General features: G+C 55.4%; 14 protein-coding genes, 4 tRNA genes and 1 rRNA gene. All 19 read left to right on the top strand.

Going from position 1 to position 18,416, the window contains the following annotated elements; translation table 11 throughout:
• Positions 1-83 precede the first annotated feature (83 nt).
• Positions 84-199 (top strand): 5S ribosomal RNA (gene rrf / locus C5F71_RS09410).
• Between the two features lie 164 nt (positions 200-363).
• Entirely contained in the window at positions 364-1,323 is a 960-nt protein-coding gene (gene birA, locus C5F71_RS09405) for a bifunctional biotin--[acetyl-CoA-carboxylase] ligase/biotin operon repressor BirA (RefSeq protein ID WP_092230795.1), read from the top strand.
• Positions 1,313-2,062 (top strand): pantothenate kinase, encoded by a 750-nt coding sequence (locus C5F71_RS09400; RefSeq protein WP_029299238.1) that lies wholly within the window; start codon positions 1,313-1,315, stop codon positions 2,060-2,062. Before birA ends, C5F71_RS09400 begins: the two co-directional genes overlap by 11 nt.
• A gap of 7 nt (positions 2,063-2,069) precedes the next feature.
• On the top strand, positions 2,070-2,516 hold the full coding sequence (locus tag C5F71_RS09395) for a hypothetical protein (protein WP_029299240.1): 447 nt from the start codon (positions 2,070-2,072) through the stop codon (positions 2,514-2,516).
• Positions 2,517-2,658: 142 nt separating this feature from the next.
• A tRNA-Tyr gene (locus C5F71_RS09390) sits at positions 2,659-2,743 on the top strand.
• A 24-nt stretch (positions 2,744-2,767) separates the two neighbouring features.
• Positions 2,768-2,841 (top strand) — tRNA-Gly (locus tag C5F71_RS09385).
• A gap of 26 nt (positions 2,842-2,867) precedes the next feature.
• Positions 2,868-2,943 (top strand) — tRNA-Thr (locus tag C5F71_RS09380).
• A 158-nt stretch (positions 2,944-3,101) separates the two neighbouring features.
• Positions 3,102-3,177 (top strand) — tRNA-Trp (locus tag C5F71_RS09375).
• Positions 3,178-3,222: 45 nt separating this feature from the next.
• The gene (gene secE, locus C5F71_RS09370) at positions 3,223-3,591 is read left to right on the top strand and encodes a preprotein translocase subunit SecE (RefSeq protein WP_029299242.1); all 369 of its coding nucleotides are present in this window, start codon (positions 3,223-3,225) and stop codon (positions 3,589-3,591) included.
• A 9-nt stretch (positions 3,592-3,600) separates the two neighbouring features.
• Complete coding sequence (gene nusG / locus C5F71_RS09365) at positions 3,601-4,134, top strand: transcription termination/antitermination protein NusG (RefSeq protein WP_003176436.1); 534 nt, start codon at positions 3,601-3,603, stop codon at positions 4,132-4,134.
• 117 nt (positions 4,135-4,251) lie between these two features.
• Positions 4,252-4,683 (top strand): 50S ribosomal protein L11, encoded by a 432-nt coding sequence (gene rplK, locus C5F71_RS09360; RefSeq protein ID WP_003210097.1) that lies wholly within the window; start codon positions 4,252-4,254, stop codon positions 4,681-4,683.
• Positions 4,683-5,378, top strand: a complete 696-nt coding sequence (gene rplA, locus C5F71_RS09355) for a 50S ribosomal protein L1 (RefSeq protein ID WP_003176434.1) — start codon at positions 4,683-4,685, stop codon at positions 5,376-5,378. The genes rplK and rplA overlap by 1 nt, the downstream gene beginning before the upstream one ends.
• Positions 5,379-5,577: 199 nt before the next feature.
• On the top strand, positions 5,578-6,078 hold the full coding sequence (rplJ, locus tag C5F71_RS09350) for a 50S ribosomal protein L10 (RefSeq protein WP_003176433.1): 501 nt from the start codon (positions 5,578-5,580) through the stop codon (positions 6,076-6,078).
• A gap of 78 nt (positions 6,079-6,156) precedes the next feature.
• Positions 6,157-6,522 (top strand): 50S ribosomal protein L7/L12, encoded by a 366-nt coding sequence (gene rplL / locus C5F71_RS09345; RefSeq protein ID WP_092230792.1) that lies wholly within the window; start codon positions 6,157-6,159, stop codon positions 6,520-6,522.
• 219 nt (positions 6,523-6,741) lie between these two features.
• Positions 6,742-10,815, top strand: coding sequence for a DNA-directed RNA polymerase subunit beta (gene rpoB, locus C5F71_RS09340; RefSeq protein ID WP_029299252.1), 4,074 nt, complete (start codon positions 6,742-6,744; stop codon positions 10,813-10,815).
• A gap of 64 nt (positions 10,816-10,879) precedes the next feature.
• The gene (gene rpoC, locus C5F71_RS09335; protein ID WP_029299253.1) at positions 10,880-15,079 is read left to right on the top strand and encodes a DNA-directed RNA polymerase subunit beta'; all 4,200 of its coding nucleotides are present in this window, start codon (positions 10,880-10,882) and stop codon (positions 15,077-15,079) included.
• 216 nt (positions 15,080-15,295) lie between these two features.
• On the top strand, positions 15,296-15,667 hold the full coding sequence (rpsL, locus tag C5F71_RS09330) for a 30S ribosomal protein S12 (protein WP_002555494.1): 372 nt from the start codon (positions 15,296-15,298) through the stop codon (positions 15,665-15,667).
• A 117-nt stretch (positions 15,668-15,784) separates the two neighbouring features.
• On the top strand, positions 15,785-16,255 hold the full coding sequence (gene rpsG, locus C5F71_RS09325; RefSeq protein ID WP_002555493.1) for a 30S ribosomal protein S7: 471 nt from the start codon (positions 15,785-15,787) through the stop codon (positions 16,253-16,255).
• Positions 16,256-16,285: 30 nt separating this feature from the next.
• On the top strand, positions 16,286-18,391 hold the full coding sequence (gene fusA, locus C5F71_RS09320) for an elongation factor G (protein ID WP_029299268.1): 2,106 nt from the start codon (positions 16,286-16,288) through the stop codon (positions 18,389-18,391).
• Positions 18,392-18,416: the final 25 nt, after the last annotated feature.

The raw sequence follows: 18,416 nt of genomic DNA, 5'->3' as shown, positions 1-18,416 counted from the left end.
TCGATTCTTGCAAACACCGACTTCTATTACATACCCAATTTGCTGAAGCGAGGCCAACTGGCCACGACTCAGTACCCGAATTTCTTGACGACCATAGAGCATTGGAACCACCTGATCCCATCCCGAACTCAGTAGTGAAACGATGCATCGCCGATGGTAGTGTGGGGTTTCCCCATGTGAGAGTAGGTCATCGTCAAGATTAAATTCCGAAACCCCAATTGCGAAAGCAGTTGGGGTTTTGTTTTGGGCGGTCGAAAAGTGCGACAGGGCTGGTGGGTTGTCCAATTGAAGTCCTTGCTTGCTTTCTATGCAATGGCTCTACGCATAGCTATCATGCGTGCCTCATTGTGAGGCGAGACTTGCATGCTGACGTTGTTAACACTTCTGAAAGATGGCCGATTCCACTCGGGTGAAGCGCTAGGCGCAGCCCTGGGTGTCAGTCGCAGTGCTGTGTGGAAGCAGCTCCAGCATCTGGAGGTTGAGCTGGATCTGACAATTCATAAGGTCAGGGGGAGGGGCTATCAATTGGCATCCCCTCTGGTTCTGTTGAATGCTGACGAGATCACCTTGAGCTCGTCGATCTGCGCTGGTTCGATTTTCATATCGGATACCATCGACTCCACTAATGCAGAGGCGTTGCGTCTAATCGATGCGGGGCAGGCGTCGCCATTCCTGGTTCTATCGGAGCGGCAGACTGCGGGCAGGGGGCGTCGAGGGCGCAAGTGGGTCAGTCCATTTGCGCAGAACCTTTACTACAGCCTTGTGCTTCGTATCGATGGGGGGATGCGCCAGCTTGAGGGGCTGAGCCTTGTCGTGGGCTTGGCGGTCATGCAAGCCTTGCGCGACGTTGGTGTCCATGGCTCAGGTTTGAAATGGCCGAATGACGTTCTTGTTGGATCGAAGAAGGTTGCAGGCATCCTTCTTGAGCTGGTCGGTGATCCTGCTGATGTCTGTCATGTAGTGCTCGGTATTGGTATTAACGCCAACATGCAGAGCGCTGAGGAGGTTGATCAGCAGTGGACATCGATACAGCTCGAAACAGGTCGTTCGGTGGATCGAAATCATCTGGTCGCTCATCTGAGTCAGGCATTGCAGGCTTATTTGGAGCGCCATAGGGACTCTGGTTTCTCGGTAATCCGGGATGAGTGGGAGCAGAATCATCTCTGGCAGGGTAAGGCTGTGTCGTTGATCGCAGGTGTTAACCAGGTAGACGGCATCGTGCTGGGCATTGATGATCAAGGTGCCCTGCGTCTCGACGTAAATGGTGTTGAGAAAACATACAGTGGTGGTGAGTTAAGCCTGAGGTTGCGTGATGATTCTTGAGCTCGACTGTGGGAATAGCTTCATCAAGTGGCGAGTCCTCGAGGCAAGCCAGGCAGCCGTTTTTGCTGAGGGCGTTGTTGATTCCGATGTGGCGCTGCTGGGTGCTCTTCATTCGCTGATCGGTCTTTCGCTGCAACACTGCAGGCTGGTCAGCGTGCGCGCCCTGGAAGAGACGGATCGCCTGGTCGGCGTTTTGGTTGCGGCCTTTGGTGTCTCTATCAGTTGTGCTGCGCCATCGCGTGAGATGGCGGGTGTGCGCAATGGTTATGACGAGTATGCCCGCCTGGGGCTTGACCGCTGGCTGGCGATGCTTGGGGGCTTCCAGTTGGCCTCTGGAGCATGCCTGGTACTAGATTTTGGTACAGCCGCCACGGCCGATTTTATTACGGCAGATGGGGAGCATCTTGGAGGATTTATCTGTCCTGGCATGCCGCTGATGCGTAATCAGCTGCGAACCCATACCCGTAAAATACGGTATGACGACGTTGCAGCTGAGCGTGCGCTGGAAAGCCTGGTGCCTGGGCGTACGACTGCGCAAGCCGTTGAGCGGGGTTGTACGCTTATGCTCCGCGGTTTTGCTCACTCACAGCTGGAGTTGGCCCGCAGTTACTGGGGGGAGGATTTCTCGGTTTTCCTTACGGGTGGGGATGCTGAGCTGGTAGCCGACGCCTTGCCGGGTGCTCGCTTCGTTCCGGACCTGGTATTTGTTGGCTTGGCGATGGCGTGCCCTTTGTCTTGAGGTTTTTATGCGTTGGTTGTTTCTGTTGTTGCTGGTTCTCAATGTCTTTTATTACGTCTGGCACCAGCAAGAGGCTCCGTTGCGTGCGAAGGATGTAACGCCCCTGGCGCTATACAAGGGCTCTCAGCAGGATATTCAGTTGCTGAGTGAGTCAGCTGAAGCAATGACGCGCCGTGATCGGTCTCGGGCTCCAGAGGTGCCCGCTGGTTGCTTGTATATCGGCGGTTTTGCCAGTCAGGAGCAGGCGCAGTTCCTTGAGCAGCGCCTGATCAGCCTGGATATCAAGGTGAGGATCCAGCAAATGCTTGCCGCAGGTGTGCCTGCTTTTTGGTTGCGCGTGGCGCCTGAAAGTCGCCGCCTGGCTGACGATCTGCCGTTTGAAAGCCTTGCTAATGAATTCAATGAGTTAAAACATAAAATAATGCCGTGCGAAGGCATTGCAACTGTCGAATAGTTTGCATAGAATGGCGCCCGCTCCACAGTGATGACCCTTTAGGGAAGTTGGTGTGAGGCGATCGTCACGCAGCTAACCTCATATTTTTAATGAGAAAATGCTTGACAGAAGGTCGGCGTAATGTAAAATGCCGGCTCGCTTAGGAGGGGTTCCCGAGCGGCCAAAGGGATCAGACTGTAAATCTGACGTCTACGACTTCGAAGGTTCGAATCCTTCCCCCTCCACCATTTTTAGCGTGAGCTGCAAGCTCCGCGGGTATAGTTTAGTGGTAGAACCTCAGCCTTCCAAGCTGATGATGCGGGTTCGATTCCCGCTACCCGCTCCAAGTTTGCAGGTTGTGCAAGATGTTTCGCTCTTGTAGCTCAGTTGGTAGAGCACACCCTTGGTAAGGGTGAGGTCAGCGGTTCAAATCCGCTCAAGAGCTCCATATAACAAGGCAGATATGAAAATATCTGCCTTTGTTTTAACAGCTGTCTCGGCTTGATTCTGTTTTACCTGGTTTTGCTGGGTTGTTTCAAGTCTCTTGGGGTTGGTTGTTGTAAAGTCTTTTTCAGGCCTGCATAATGGTCGGCCTGATTTTGTTTTAGGTCAGTAGCTCAATTGGCAGAGCGACGGTCTCCAAAACCGTAGGTTGGGGGTTCGATTCCCTCCTGACCTGCCAGATTCACGTGGTGTATCTGGCTTTCTTTTCACAGGATCTTCATAGATGACTCCTAAGGCTGAAGCTCAAAGCTCTCGTTTCGATCTGGTTAAGTGGCTCGCTGTCGTCGCTTTGGTGGTCGTAGGCGTTGTTGGCAATCAGTACTATTCTGCTTCGCCGATCCTGTATCGCGTACTCGTATTGCTCGCTCTTGCTGCTGTGGCTGTCTTCATTGGTCTGCAGACTGTAAAGGGTAAGTCTTTCGCTGTACTGGTAAAGGAAGCTCGCACCGAAATACGTAAAGTCGTTTGGCCGACTCGCCAAGAAACCACGCAGACCACGCTGATTGTTGTGGCTGTTGTTTTGGTTATGGCGTTGCTGTTGTGGGGGCTAGATTCCCTGCTCGGCTGGCTTGTTTCCTTGATTGTTGGCTAAGGGTGTCCCGTGGCTAAGCGTTGGTACGTTGTGCATGCTTACTCGGGTTACGAGAAGCATGTCATGCGCTCTTTGCTAGAGCGCGTAAAGCTGGCAGGCATGGAAGATGGCTTCGGCGAAATTCTGGTTCCCACTGAAGAAGTGGTTGAAATGCGGAATGGCCAGAAGCGCAAAAGCGAACGCAAGTTCTTCCCTGGCTATGTGCTGGTACAGATGGACATGAACGAGGGTACTTGGCACTTGGTCAAGGACACTCCTCGCGTGATGGGCTTCATCGGCGGTACCGCTGACAAGCCTGCGCCGATCACCGACAAAGAGGCAGAAGCGATTCTGCGTCGTGTTGCTGACGGTAGCGACAAGCCGAAGCCGAAGACGTTGTTCGAGCCGGGCGAAGTTGTTCGTGTCACAGATGGTCCGTTTGCTGATTTCAACGGTACTGTCGAAGAAGTTAACTACGAAAAGAGCCGGATCCAAGTGGCGGTGCTCATTTTCGGTCGCTCTACTCCGGTAGAGTTGGAGTTCAGCCAGGTCGAGAAGGTCTAGCTGACAAAGCATCCCAACCCCGCAGCCTTAGGCTGTGGGGTTTTGTCGTCACTGGGATAAACGCGCAAGTAACCGGGGAGCCTTTCGAGGCGCTTGAACCCGTAATTGGAGTGCCTCATGGCCAAGAAGATTACCGCTTACATCAAGCTGCAAGTGAAGGCCGCTCAGGCCAACCCTAGCCCACCCGTCGGTCCAGCTCTGGGTCAGCACGGCGTGAACATCATGGAATTCTGCAAGGCCTTCAACGCCCGTACTCAGGGTATTGAGCCAGGTTTGCCGACTCCAGTGATCATCACTGTATATAGCGACCGTAGCTTCACTTTCGAAACCAAGTCGACCCCGGCTTCGGTTTTGTTGAAGAAAGCTGCTGGTCTGACTAGCGGTTCCGCTCGTCCGAACACCGTTAAGGTTGGCACTGTAACTCGTGCTCAGCTGGAAGAAATCGCGAAAACCAAAAACGCGGATCTGACTGCAGCTGATATGGATGCAGCCGTGCGTACCATCGCCGGTTCTGCTCGTAGCATGGGCCTTAACGTGGAGGGTGTGTAATGGCTAAGCTGACCAAGCGCCAAAAGGCTATCGCCGGCAAAATCGAAGCGGGCAAGTCCTACAACTTTGTAGACGCTGCCGCCCTGCTGACCGAGCTGTCGACTGTCAAGTTCAGCGAGTCCGTTGACGTTGCTGTAAACCTGGGTGTTGACCCACGTAAATCCGACCAGGTCGTTCGTAGCGCTACTGTGCTGCCACACGGTACTGGCAAGACTGTACGTGTTGCTGTCTTCACCCAAGGCCCGGCAGCTGAAGCTGCTCTGGCCGCTGGCGCCGATCGCGTTGGCATGGACGACCTGGCTGCCGAAATGAAAGGCGGCGACCTGAACTATGACGTAGTAATTGCCTCCCCGGATGCAATGCGCGTTGTAGGTCAGTTGGGTCAGATCCTGGGCCCACGTGGCCTGATGCCTAACCCGAAAGTCGGTACCGTAACGCCAGACGTAGCCACCGCGGTTAAAAACGCCAAGGCTGGTCAGGTTCGTTATCGCACCGACAAAAACGGCATCATTCACACCTCCGTTGGCAAGGTTGGCTTCGACGCCGTCAAGCTGAAGGAAAACGTTGAAGCCCTGATCGCTGATCTGAAGCGTATCAAGCCAGCTTCCTCGAAAGGCATCTACGTCAAGCGCGTTACCCTGAGCACCACTATGGGCCCAGGTCTGGTCATCGACCAAGGTTCGCTGGACGTATAAGACACAAATTGGCGCGAGTGATCGTGCCAGTTGAAAAATTGGGGTCCCTGCCTGGCGGGGGCTATCCAAGACCGTAGGCGACGCAAGTCTTAAACCATCAAGCCTACGCAGATGGTGCTCCCGGTTCCTTACCGAATCAGACACCAAAACGACATCCGGCCTAGGCCAGATGAAACGGTAACAAGCAGGAGTTAAACCCGTGGCAATTAATCTCGAAGACAAGAAGGCCATCGTCGCTGAAGTCAACGAGGCTGCCAAAGCTGCTCTGTCCGCTGTCGTGGCTGATGCCCGTGGTGTGACAGTAGGCGCTATGACCGGACTCCGTAAAGAGGCTCGTGAAGCTGGCGTATACGTACGTGTTGTACGTAACACCCTGCTCAAGCGCGCTGTTGCTGACACTGAATACAGTGTCCTCAACGACGTGTTCACCGGCCCGACTCTGATCGCGTTCTCCAAGGACCATCCAGGCGCTGCTGCCCGTTTGTTCAAGGAATTCGCCAAGAGTCAGGATAAGTTCGAGATCAAGGCAGCTGCGTTCGAGGGCAAGTTCCTCGCAGCTAACCAAATCGACGTACTGGCAACACTGCCGACCCGTAACGAAGCTATTTCGCAGCTGATGAGCGTGATTCAAGGCGCTACCAGCAAGCTGGCTCGTACTCTGGCTGCAGTTCGCGAGCAAAAAGAAGCTGCCGCAGCCTAAGGCTGAGCACTTTCTCTCGCGTATTTTTGTTTATTTCGATGGCCGCGTAGGCCGTCCCCCAATTCAGGAAATACAGCAATGTCTATCTCCCAAGACGATATCCTCAACGCCGTAGCTGAAATGTCGGTTCTGCAGGTTGTTGAGCTGATCAAAGCTTTCGAAGAAAAATTCGGCGTTTCTGCTGCCGCTGCTTCCGCCGGTCCAGCTGCTGCTGCTGCCGTTGTTGAAGAGCAAACCGAATTCAACGTCATGCTGCTGGAAGCTGGCGAGAAGAAAGTAAACGTGATCAAGGCAGTACGTGAACTGACCGGTCTGGGCCTGAAAGAAGCCAAGGCTGTAGTTGACGGCGCTCCTGCCCAGGTTCTGGAAGCTGTGTCGAAAGACGCTGCTGACAAAGCCAAAGCTACTCTGGAAGAAGCAGGCGCTAAAGTCGAGCTGAAGTAAGCATCGACCTTGCGTTTCCAGCCCAAGCGTTAAGCTGAAGGCTGATGGCTGGTGGCTCTTGCCACCGGCCTTTTTCCGTTCTTGGCTGTCGACTCGGTCGCCGCCACTAACGCGCTGTAGCCACCCGATGCGGTGGTGCAAACCATGGGGTTTGCAAGATTTTCTGGCTGCTCCCGTCGGGAGGGCCAAACAAGCAGGTGACCAAGCTGGGGAACGCTGATGGCTTACTCATATACTGAGAAAAAACGTATCCGCAAGGACTTTAGCAAGTTGCCGGACGTCATGGATGTCCCGTACCTTCTGGCTATCCAGCTGGATTCGTATCGTGAATTCTTGCAGGCGGGAGCGACCAAAGATCAGTTCCGCGACGTGGGCCTGCATGCGGCCTTCAAATCCGTTTTCCCGATCATCAGCTACTCCGGCAATGCTGCGCTGGAGTACGTCGGTTATCGCCTGGGCGAACCGGCATTTGATGTCAAAGAATGCGTGTTGCGCGGTGTTACGTACGCCGTACCTTTGCGGGTAAAAGTTCGTCTGATCATTTTCGACAAAGAATCGTCGAACAAAGCGATCAAGGACATCAAAGAGCAAGAAGTCTACATGGGCGAAATCCCGTTGATGACTGAGAACGGTACCTTCGTTATCAACGGTACCGAGCGTGTAATCGTTTCCCAGCTGCACCGTTCCCCGGGCGTGTTCTTCGATCACGACCGTGGCAAGACGCACAGCTCCGGTAAGCTCCTGTACTCCGCGCGGATCATTCCGTACCGTGGTTCGTGGTTGGACTTCGAGTTCGACCCGAAAGACTGCGTGTTCGTGCGTATCGACCGTCGTCGCAAGCTGCCGGCCTCGGTACTGCTGCGCGCGCTCGGCTATACCACCGAGCAGGTGCTGGACGCTTTCTACACCACCAACGTATTCAGCCTGAAGGATGAAACCCTCAGCCTGGAACTGATTGCTTCGCGTCTGCGTGGTGAAATTGCGGTCCTGGACATCCAGGATGAGAAGGGCAAGGTCATCGTTGAGGCTGGCCGTCGTATTACTGCGCGCCACATCAACCAGATCGAAAAAGCCGGTATCAAGTCGCTGGACGTGCCTCTGGACTACGTCCTGGGTCGCACCACTGCCAAGGTCATCGTTCACCCGGCTACAGGCGAGATCCTGGCCGAGTGCAACACCGAGCTGAACACCGAGATCCTGGCAAAAATCGCCAAGGCTCAGGTTGTTCGCATCGAGACCCTGTACACCAACGATATCGACTGCGGTCCGTTCGTCTCCGACACCCTGAAGATCGACTCCACCAGCAACCAATTGGAAGCGCTGGTCGAGATCTATCGCATGATGCGTCCTGGCGAGCCACCAACCAAAGACGCTGCCGAAACCCTGTTCAACAACCTGTTCTTCAGCCCAGAGCGCTATGACCTGTCTGCTGTAGGCCGGATGAAGTTCAACCGTCGTATCGGTCGTACCGAGATCGAAGGTTCGGGCGTGTTGTGCAAGGAAGACATCGTTGCGGTGCTGAAGACCCTGGTCGACATCCGTAACGGCAAAGGCATAGTCGATGACATCGACCACCTGGGTAACCGTCGTGTTCGCTGCGTAGGCGAAATGGCCGAGAACCAGTTCCGCGTTGGCCTGGTACGTGTTGAGCGTGCGGTCAAAGAGCGTCTGTCGATGGCTGAAAGCGAAGGCCTGATGCCGCAAGACCTGATCAACGCCAAGCCAGTGGCTGCGGCGGTGAAAGAGTTCTTCGGTTCCAGCCAGCTCTCGCAGTTCATGGACCAGAACAACCCGCTCTCCGAGATCACCCACAAGCGCCGTGTTTCTGCACTGGGCCCGGGCGGTCTGACCCGCGAGCGTGCTGGCTTTGAAGTTCGTGACGTTCACCCGACGCACTACGGTCGTGTATGCCCGATCGAAACGCCGGAAGGTCCGAACATCGGTCTGATCAACTCCCTGGCCGCTTATGCGCGCACCAACCAGTACGGCTTCCTCGAGAGCCCGTACCGTGTAGTGAAAGACGCTCTGGTTACCGACGAGATCGTGTTCCTGTCCGCCATCGAAGAAGCTGATCACGTGATCGCTCAGGCTTCGGCCACGATGAACGACAAGAAAGTCCTGATCGACGAGTTGGTAGCTGTTCGTCACTTGAACGAGTTCACCGTCAAGGCGCCGGAAGACGTCACCTTGATGGACGTATCGCCCAAGCAGGTAGTTTCGGTCGCAGCGTCGCTGATCCCGTTCCTGGAACACGATGACGCCAACCGTGCGTTGATGGGTTCCAACATGCAGCGTCAAGCTGTACCGACCCTGCGTGCCGACAAGCCGCTGGTAGGTACCGGCATGGAGCGTAACGTAGCCCGTGACTCCGGCGTTTGCGTCGTGGCTCGTCGTGGCGGCGTGATCGACTCCGTTGATGCCAGCCGTATCGTGGTTCGTGTTGCCGATGACGAAGTTGAAACTGGCGAAGCCGGTGTCGACATCTACAACCTGACCAAATACACCCGCTCGAACCAGAACACCTGCATCAACCAGCGTCCGCTGGTGAGCAAGGGTGATCGCGTTCAGCGTAGCGACATCATGGCCGACGGCCCGTCCACCGATATGGGTGAGCTGGCTCTGGGTCAGAACATGCGCATCGCGTTCATGGCGTGGAACGGCTTCAACTTCGAAGACTCCATCTGCCTGTCCGAGCGTGTGGTTCAGGAAGACCGCTTCACCACGATCCACATCCAGGAACTGACCTGTGTGGCGCGTGACACCAAGCTTGGGCCTGAGGAAATCACTGCAGACATCCCGAACGTGGGTGAGGCTGCACTGAACAAGCTGGACGAAGCCGGTATCGTTTACGTAGGTGCTGAAGTTGGCGCAGGCGACATCCTGGTTGGTAAGGTCACCCCGAAAGGCGAGACTCAACTGACTCCGGAAGAGAAGCTGTTGCGCGCCATTTTCGGTGAAAAAGCCAGCGACGTTAAAGACACTTCCCTGCGTGTGCCTACCGGTACCAAGGGTACTGTCATCGACGTACAGGTCTTCACCCGTGACGGCGTTGAGCGTGATGCTCGTGCACTGTCCATCGAGAAGACCCAGCTCGACGAGATCCGCAAGGACCTGAACGAAGAGTTCCGTATCGTTGAAGGCGCGACCTTCGAACGTCTGCGTTCCGCGCTGGTAGGCCACAAGGCCGAAGGCGGCGCAGGTCTGAAGAAAGGTCAGGACATCACCGACGAAATCCTCGACGGTCTTGAGCATGGGCAGTGGTTCAAACTGCGCATGGCTGAAGATGCTCTGAACGAGCAGCTCGAGAAGGCTCAGGCCTATATCGTTGATCGCCGCCGTCTGCTGGACGACAAGTTCGAAGACAAGAAGCGCAAACTGCAGCAGGGCGATGACCTGGCTCCAGGCGTGCTGAAAATCGTCAAGGTTTACCTGGCAATCCGTCGTCGCATCCAGCCGGGCGACAAGATGGCCGGTCGTCACGGTAACAAAGGTGTGGTCTCCGTGATCATGCCGGTTGAAGACATGCCGCACGATGCCAATGGCACCCCGGTCGACGTCGTCCTCAACCCGTTGGGCGTACCTTCGCGTATGAACGTTGGTCAGATCCTTGAAACCCACCTGGGCCTCGCGGCTAAAGGTTTGGGCGAGAAGATCAACCGTATGATCGAAGAGCAGCGCAAGGTCGCAGACCTGCGTAAGTTCCTGCACGAGATCTACAACGAGATCGGCGGCCGCAAAGAAGAGCTGGACACTTTCTCCGACCAGGAGATTCTGGATCTGGCGAAGAACCTGCGCGGCGGCGTTCCAATGGCTACCCCGGTGTTCGACGGTGCCAAGGAAAGCGAAATCAAGGCCATGCTGAAACTGGCAGACCTGCCAGAAAGCGGCCAGATGCAGCTGTTCGACGGCCGTACCGGCAACAAGTTCGAGCGCCCGGTTACTGTTGGCTACATGTACATGCTGAAGCTGAACCACTTGGTAGACGATAAGATGCACGCTCGTTCTACCGGTTCGTACAGCCTGGTTACCCAGCAGCCGCTGGGTGGTAAGGCTCAGTTCGGTGGTCAGCGTTTCGGGGAGATGGAGGTCTGGGCACTGGAAGCATACGGTGCTGCATACACTCTGCAAGAAATGCTCACAGTGAAGTCGGACGATGTGAACGGCCGTACCAAGATGTACAAAAACATCGTGGACGGCGATCACCGTATGGAGCCGGGCATGCCCGAGTCTTTCAACGTGTTGATCAAAGAAATTCGTTCCCTCGGCATCGATATCGATCTGGAAACCGAATAACACGTGACGCGAATCGAGAGCGGGGCTGTTTAGCCCGCTCTCTGCTCCGCCAGGAGGAAAGGCCTTGAAAGACCTACTGAATTTGCTGAAAAACCAGGGTCAAGTCGAAGAGTTCGACGCCATCCGTATTGGATTGGCATCGCCTGAGATGATCCGTTCGTGGTCGTTCGGTGAAGTTAAAAAGCCGGAAACCATCAACTACCGTACGTTCAAACCTGAGCGTGACGGCCTGTTCTGCGCCAAGATCTTTGGCCCGGTAAAGGATTACGAGTGCCTGTGCGGTAAGTACAAGCGCTTGAAGCACCGTGGTGTTATCTGCGAGAAGTGCGGCGTTGAAGTCGCGCTGGCCAAGGTTCGTCGTGAGCGCATGGCGCACATCGAGCTGGCTTCGCCAGTTGCCCACATCTGGTTCCTGAAATCGCTGCCGTCCCGTATCGGTTTGCTGATGGACATGACCCTGCGTGATATCGAGCGCGTTCTCTACTTCGAGAGCTATGTCGTTATCGATCCAGGCATGACCACCCTTGAAAAGGGTCAGCTGCTGAACGACGAGCAGTACTTCGAAGCGCTGGAAGAGTTCGGCGACGATTTCGATGCCCGCATGGGTGCCGAGGCTGTCCGCGAACTGCTGCACGCTATCGACCTGGAGCACGAGATTGGTCGTCTGCGCGAAGAAATTCCGCAAACCAACTCCGAAACCAAGATCAAGAAACTGTCCAAGCGTCTGAAGTTGATGGAAGCCTTCCAGGGCTCCGGCAACCTGCCAGAGTGGATGGTGCTGACCGTTCTGCCGGTTCTGCCGCCAGACCTGCGTCCGCTGGTACCGTTGGACGGTGGTCGTTTCGCGACGTCCGACCTCAACGACCTGTACCGCCGCGTGATCAACCGTAACAACCGCTTGAAGCGCCTGCTTGATCTGTCCGCTCCGGACATCATCGTGCGCAACGAAAAGCGTATGTTGCAAGAAGCGGTCGATGCCTTGCTCGACAACGGTCGTCGTGGCCGCGCTATCACCGGTTCGAACAAGCGTCCTCTGAAATCCCTGGCTGACATGATCAAGGGTAAGCAAGGTCGTTTCCGTCAGAACTTGCTCGGTAAGCGTGTTGACTACTCCGGTCGTTCGGTAATTACCGTAGGCCCGACCCTGCGTCTGCACCAGTGCGGTCTGCCTAAGAAGATGGCGCTGGAGCTGTTCAAGCCGTTCATCTTCGGCAAGCTGGAAATGCGCGGTCTTGCGACCACCATCAAAGCGGCCAAGAAAATGGTCGAGCGCGAACTGCCAGAGGTTTGGGACGTTCTTGCTGAAGTGATTCGCGAACACCCGGTTCTCCTCAACCGTGCACCGACCCTTCACCGTCTGGGTATCCAGGCGTTTGAACCGGTACTGATCGAAGGTAAGGCTATCCAGCTGCACCCTCTGGTCTGTGCTGCGTACAACGCCGACTTCGACGGCGACCAAATGGCCGTGCACGTACCGCTGACACTGGAAGCCCAGTTGGAAGCGCGTGCGTTGATGATGTCGACCAACAACATCCTGTCGCCAGCCAACGGTGAGCCAATCATCGTTCCGTCGCAGGACGTTGTATTGGGTCTGTACTACATGACCCGTGAAGCGATCAACGCCAAGGGCGAAGGTCGTGTATTCGCTGACCTGCAAGAAGTTGACCGTGTGTTCCGTGCCGGCGAAGCCGCACTGCACGCCAAGGTCAAGGTGCGGATCCACGAAACCGTCAACGACCGTGACGGCGGCAGCGTGAGCAACACCCGTATCGTCGACACCACTGTCGGCCGTGCGCTGTTGTACCAGGTTGTGCCAAAAGGTCTGTCTTACGACGTCGTCAACCTGCCGATGAAGAAAAAGGCGATCTCCAAGCTGATCAACCAGTGCTACCGCGTGGTTGGTCTGAAAGAGACCGTGATCTTCGCTGACCAGTTGATGTATACCGGTTTCGCTTACTCGACCATTTCCGGCGTTTCCATCGGTGTTAACGACTTCGTTATCCCGGATGAAAAAGCCCGCATCATCAGTGCCGCCACTGATGAAGTGAAAGAGATCGAGAGCCAGTACGCCTCCGGCCTGGTAACCCAGGGCGAGAAGTACAACAAAGTGATCGACCTTTGGTCCAAGGCCAACGACGAAGTGTCCAAGGCGATGATGGCCAACCTCTCGAAAGAGAAGGTCATCGACCGCCACGGCGTCGAAGTCGATCAAGAGTCTTTCAACTCGATGTACATGATGGCCGACTCGGGCGCACGGGGTTCTGCTGCGCAGATCCGTCAGCTCGCCGGTATGCGTGGCCTGATGGCCAAGCCGGATGGTTCCATCATCGAAACGCCGATTACTGCGAACTTCCGTGAAGGTTTGAGCGTACTTCAGTACTTCATCTCCACGCACGGTGCTCGTAAAGGTCTGGCGGATACCGCGTTGAAAACCGCTAACTCCGGTTACCTGACTCGTCGTCTGGTAGACGTTGCACAAGATCTGGTTGTAACCGAGATCGATTGCGGCACCGAGCACGGCCTGCTGATGACTCCGCACATTGAAGGCGGTGACGTTGTAGAGCCGCTGGGTGAGCGCGTATTGGGCCGTGTTATTGCCCGTGACGTATTCAAGCCAGGTACCGAGGAAGTTATCGTTCCTGCCGGCACCCTGGTAGATGAGAAGTGGGTCGAGTTCATCGAACTCAACAGCATCGACGAAGTGATTGTTCGCTCGCCGATCAGCTGCGAAACCCGCTACGGCATCTGCGCCAAGTGCTATGGCCGTGACTTGGCTCGTGGTCACCAGGTGAACATCGGTGAAGCGGTCGGCGTTATCGCTGCCCAGTCCATCGGTGAGCCGGGTACCCAGCTGACCATGCGTACGTTCCACATCGGTGGTGCGGCTAGCCGGACCTCCGCAGCTGACAGCGTTCAGGTGAAGAATGGCGGTACCGTCCGCCTGCATAACCTCAAGCACGTTGAGCGAGTGGATGGCCACCTGGTTGCTGTGTCCCGTTCCGGTGAGCTGGCAATCGCTGATGACTTCGGTCGTGAGCGTGAGCGTTACAAGCTGCCGTACGGTGCTGTGATTTCGGTTAAAGAAGGTGACAAGGTCGACGCTGGCGCAATCGTGGCCAAGTGGGATCCGCACACTCACCCAATCGTTACCGAAATGAAAGGTACCGTGACCTACGTGGGCATGGAAGAAGGCATCACGATCAAGCGTCAGACTGACGAATTGACCGGTATGACCAACATTGAAGTACTCGACGCCAAAGATCGTCCAGCTGCCGGTAAGGACATCCGTCCTGCCGTGAAGATGGTCGATGACAACGGCAAGGATCTGTTGCTGCCAGGCACTGACGTTATCGCTCAGTACTTCCTGCCAGCCAACGCCTTGGTCGGTGTAGCGGATGGTGCGAAGATCGCGATCGGTGATGTTATCGCTCGTATCCCGCAAGAAACTTCGAAAACCCGCGACATCACCGGTGGTCTGCCGCGTGTTGCCGACTTGTTCGAAGCTCGTCGTCCGAAAGAAGCGTCGATCCTGGCTGAAGTCAGCGGCACCATCGCGTTCGGTAAAGAGACCAAGGGCAAGCGCCGTCTGGTCATTACCCCGAACGACGGTAGCGATCCGTATGAAGAGCTGATTCCGAAGTGGCGTCACCTGAACGTCTTCGAAGGCGAACAGGTAAACCGCGGCGAAGTTATCTCCGACGGCCCGAGCGATCCTCACGACATCCTGCGTCTGCTGGGTGTGAGTGCGCTGGCCAAGTACATCGTCAACGAGATCCAGGACGTTTACCGTCTGCAGGGCGTGAAGATCAACGATAAGCACATCGAGACCATCCTGCGTCAGATGCTGCGTAAAGTTGAAATCGCTGAATCCGGCGATTCGAGTTTCATCAAGGGCGACCAGATGGAACTGACTCACGTACTGGTAGAAAACGAGCGCCTGAGCACGGAGGACAAGTTTGTCTCCAAGTTCACTCGTGTTCTGCTGGGTATCACCAAGGCGTCGTTGTCCACCGAATCGTTCATCTCGGCGGCTTCCTTCCAGGAAACCACTCGCGTACTGACCGAAGCGGCGGTAACCGGCAAGCGCGACTACCTGCGCGGCCTGAAAGAAAACGTGGTTGTGGGTCGTCTGATCCCGGCCGGTACCGGCTTGGCCTACCACAGCGAGCGTAAGCGTCGCCGTGAACTCGACAAGCCGCTGCGCGTAAGCGCCAGTGAAGTGGAAGCTGCACTGACCGAAGCGCTGAACTCTAGCGGTAACTGAGTTCTGCGATAAATAAGACCGGGCCCTGGCAGCCCCGTTCGTCGGAACAAGACAGTTTTGTCGGGTTTCGGTGGAGGGGGAGGTCGGGGCCTTGCCTTGACTGGGGGCAAGATCCTCTTTAGACTCTTGTACCCCTAAATTTGGCGGGAATTCGTTCCTGCCATTTTGCTTTTCTTGCAAGACAATAGCGTCGCAAGACAACAGTGGAGCTAGTAGATGGCAACTATCAACCAGCTGGTACGTCAGCCGCGTAAGCGTATCGTCGAGAAATCCGACGTGCCTGCGCTGCAGAACTGCCCGCAACGTCGTGGCGTATGCACTCGCGTGTATACCACTACGCCGAAAAAACCTAACTCGGCACTGCGTAAAGTATGCCGTGTGCGCCTGACCAACGGTTTCGAGGTTTCCTCGTACATCGGCGGTGAAGGCCACAACCTGCAAGAGCACAGCGTGGTACTGATCCGCGGCGGTCGTGTAAAAGACTTGCCAGGTGTTCGTTATCACACCGTACGCGGCTCCTTGGATACTTCCGGCGTTAAAGGTCGTAACCAGGGTCGTTCGAAGTACGGTACCAAGAAGCCTAAGTAGTAGCGGCTTTTTGTAAACTGAATCATCTTATTTTCTGAGTCGATAAGAGTAAGGTCGGAGGCGTCCCGCAAGGGCACCGATTCCGAACGAACCTGAAGACCGTTTGAGGGCTTATCCATGCCAAGAAGACGCGTAGCAGCCAAGCGCGAAGTGCTTGACGATCCAAAATACGGAAGCCAAATCCTGGCCAAGTTCATGAACCACGTGATGGAAAGCGGCAAGAAAGCCGTTGCCGAGCGTATCGTTTATGGCGCGCTGGAAAAGGTTAAAGAACGCAAGAACAGCGACCCCCTGGAAATCTTCGAGAAAGCTCTCGACGCCATCGCTCCGCTGGTCGAAGTGAAGTCGCGCCGTGTAGGCGGTGCTACTTACCAGGTTCCGGTTGAAGTTCGTCCGTCCCGTCGTAACGCCCTGGCAATGCGCTGGTTGGTAGACTTCGCCCGTAAGCGCGGCGAGAAGTCTATGGCTCTGCGTTTGGCCGGCGAGCTGTTGGACGCTGCTGAAGGTAAAGGTGCTGCTGTTAAGAAGCGTGAAGACGTGCACCGTATGGCTGAAGCTAACAAAGCTTTCTCGCACTACCGCTTCTAATCTTAGCTTCACTAATTTTGCGAGGGCTTTATGGCTCGTACTACTCCGATTAGCCGCTACCGTAACATCGGTATCGTTGCTCACGTGGATGCTGGTAAAACCACCACCACCGAGCGCGTGCTGTTTTACACCGGCAAAAGTCACAAAATGGGCGAGGTGCATGATGGCGCCGCGACCACAGACTGGATGGTTCAGGAGCAGGAGCGTGGTATTACCATTACTTCTGCTGCTATTACCGCCTTCTGGAAAGGTTCTGCCAAGCAGTACAAAGACGAGCATCGCTTCAACGTAATCGATACCCCGGGCCACGTTGACTTCACTATTGAAGTTGAACGTTCCCTGCGTGTACTCGACGGCGCGGTCGTTGTGTTCTGCGGTACTTCGGGTGTTGAGCCTCAGTCGGAAACCGTATGGCGTCAAGCCAACAAGTACGGTGTTCCGCGTCTTGTTTACGTAAACAAGATGGACCGTGCTGGTGCGAACTTCCTGCGCGTGATCGGTCAGATCAAGCAGCGTCTGGGTCACACTCCGGTGCCAATCCAATTGGCTATCGGTTCCGAAGACAACTTCCAGGGCCAGATCGATCTGATCACCATGGAAGCCGTCTACTGGAATGACGCCGATAAAGGCATGGTTCCTGTTCGCAAGCCTATCCCTGCAGAGTTGCAGGAACTGGCTGACGAGTGGCGCAATAACCTGGTTGAGGCTGCTGCCGAAGCCAGCGAAGAGCTGATGAACAAGTACCTCGAAGGTGAAGAACTCACCAACGTGGAAATCAAGGCCGCTCTGCGTCAGCGTACTATTGCTGGTGAGATCGTCTTGGCTGTTTGCGGTTCTTCCTTCAAGAACAAGGGTGTTCCCCTGGTTCTCGACGCCGTTATCGACTACCTGCCTGCTCCAACCGACATTCCTGCTATCAAGGGTACCAACCCTGATAACGAGGAAGAAGAGATGGAGCGTCATGCTGACGACAGCGAGCCGTTCTCGGCTCTGGCGTTCAAGATCGCTACTGACCCATTCGTGGGTACTTTGACCTTCGTCCGCGTTTACTCGGGCGTGTTGGCCTCCGGTGACGGCGTGATCAACTCGGTTAAAGGCAAGAAAGAGCGCGTGGGTCGTATGGTGCAAATGCACGCAAACGCCCGCGAAGAGATCAAGGAAGTGCGCGCTGGTGACATCGCGGCCCTGATCGGCATGAAGGACGTCACCACTGGTGAGACTTTGTGCGACGCTGCTAAGCCAATCATCCTGGTTCGCATGGACTTCCCGGAGCCGGTTATCTCGGTTGCCGTAGAGCCTAAGACCAAGGATGACCAGGAAAAAATGGGTATCGCTCTGGGCAAGCTTGCTCAGGAAGATCCATCTTTCCGCGTCAAGACTGATGAAGAGACTGGTCAAACGATCATCTCCGGCATGGGCGAGCTGCACCTGGACATCCTGGTTGACCGGATGCGCCGTGAGTTCAACGTCGAAGCCAACATCGGTAAGCCTCAGGTTTCCTATCGTGAGCGCATCACGAAGAACTGTGAAATCGAAGGCAAGTTCGTTCGTCAGTCCGGCGGTCGTGGTCAGTTCGGTCACTGCTGGATCCGTTTTGCTCCTGCTGACGAAGGTCAGGAAGGTCTGCAATTCGTGAACGAAGTAGTAGGTGGTGTGGTTCCTAAGGAATACATCCCTGCTATCCAGAAGGGCATCGAAGAGCAGATGAAGAACGGTGTTGTTGCCGGCTATCCGCTGATCGGCCTGAAAGCAACCGTTTTTGACGGTTCTTACCACGACGTCGACTCCAACGAGATGGCGTTTAAGGTGGCTGCTTCCATGGCAACCAAGCAACTGGCCCAGAAGGGCGGTGGTGAGTTGCTTGAGCCAATCATGGCGGTAGAAGTTGTTACACCTGAAGACTATATGGGTGATGTCATGGGCGACCTTAACCGTCGTCGCGGCATGATCTTGGGTATGGAAGACACGGTTTCCGGCAAAGTGATTCGCGCCGAGGTTCCGTTGGGTGAGATGTTCGGTTATGCGACCGACGTTCGTTCCATGTCCCAGGGTCGCGCAAGCTACTCTATGGAATTCAAAAAATACAACACAGCTCCGGCGCATATCGCTGAAACTGTATCCAAAAAACAAGGCTGATTCAGTCCTTTAGGCAAGGAGTTAA

Origin of the sequence: Pseudomonas sp. LG1D9 (assembly GCF_002949995.1) — a bacterium.
GTDB classification, from domain to species: domain Bacteria; phylum Pseudomonadota; class Gammaproteobacteria; order Pseudomonadales; family Pseudomonadaceae; genus Aquipseudomonas; species Aquipseudomonas proteolytica.
Note: the sequence above shows the minus strand (reverse complement) of the source record. Positions and strands in the feature narration are given on the sequence as shown.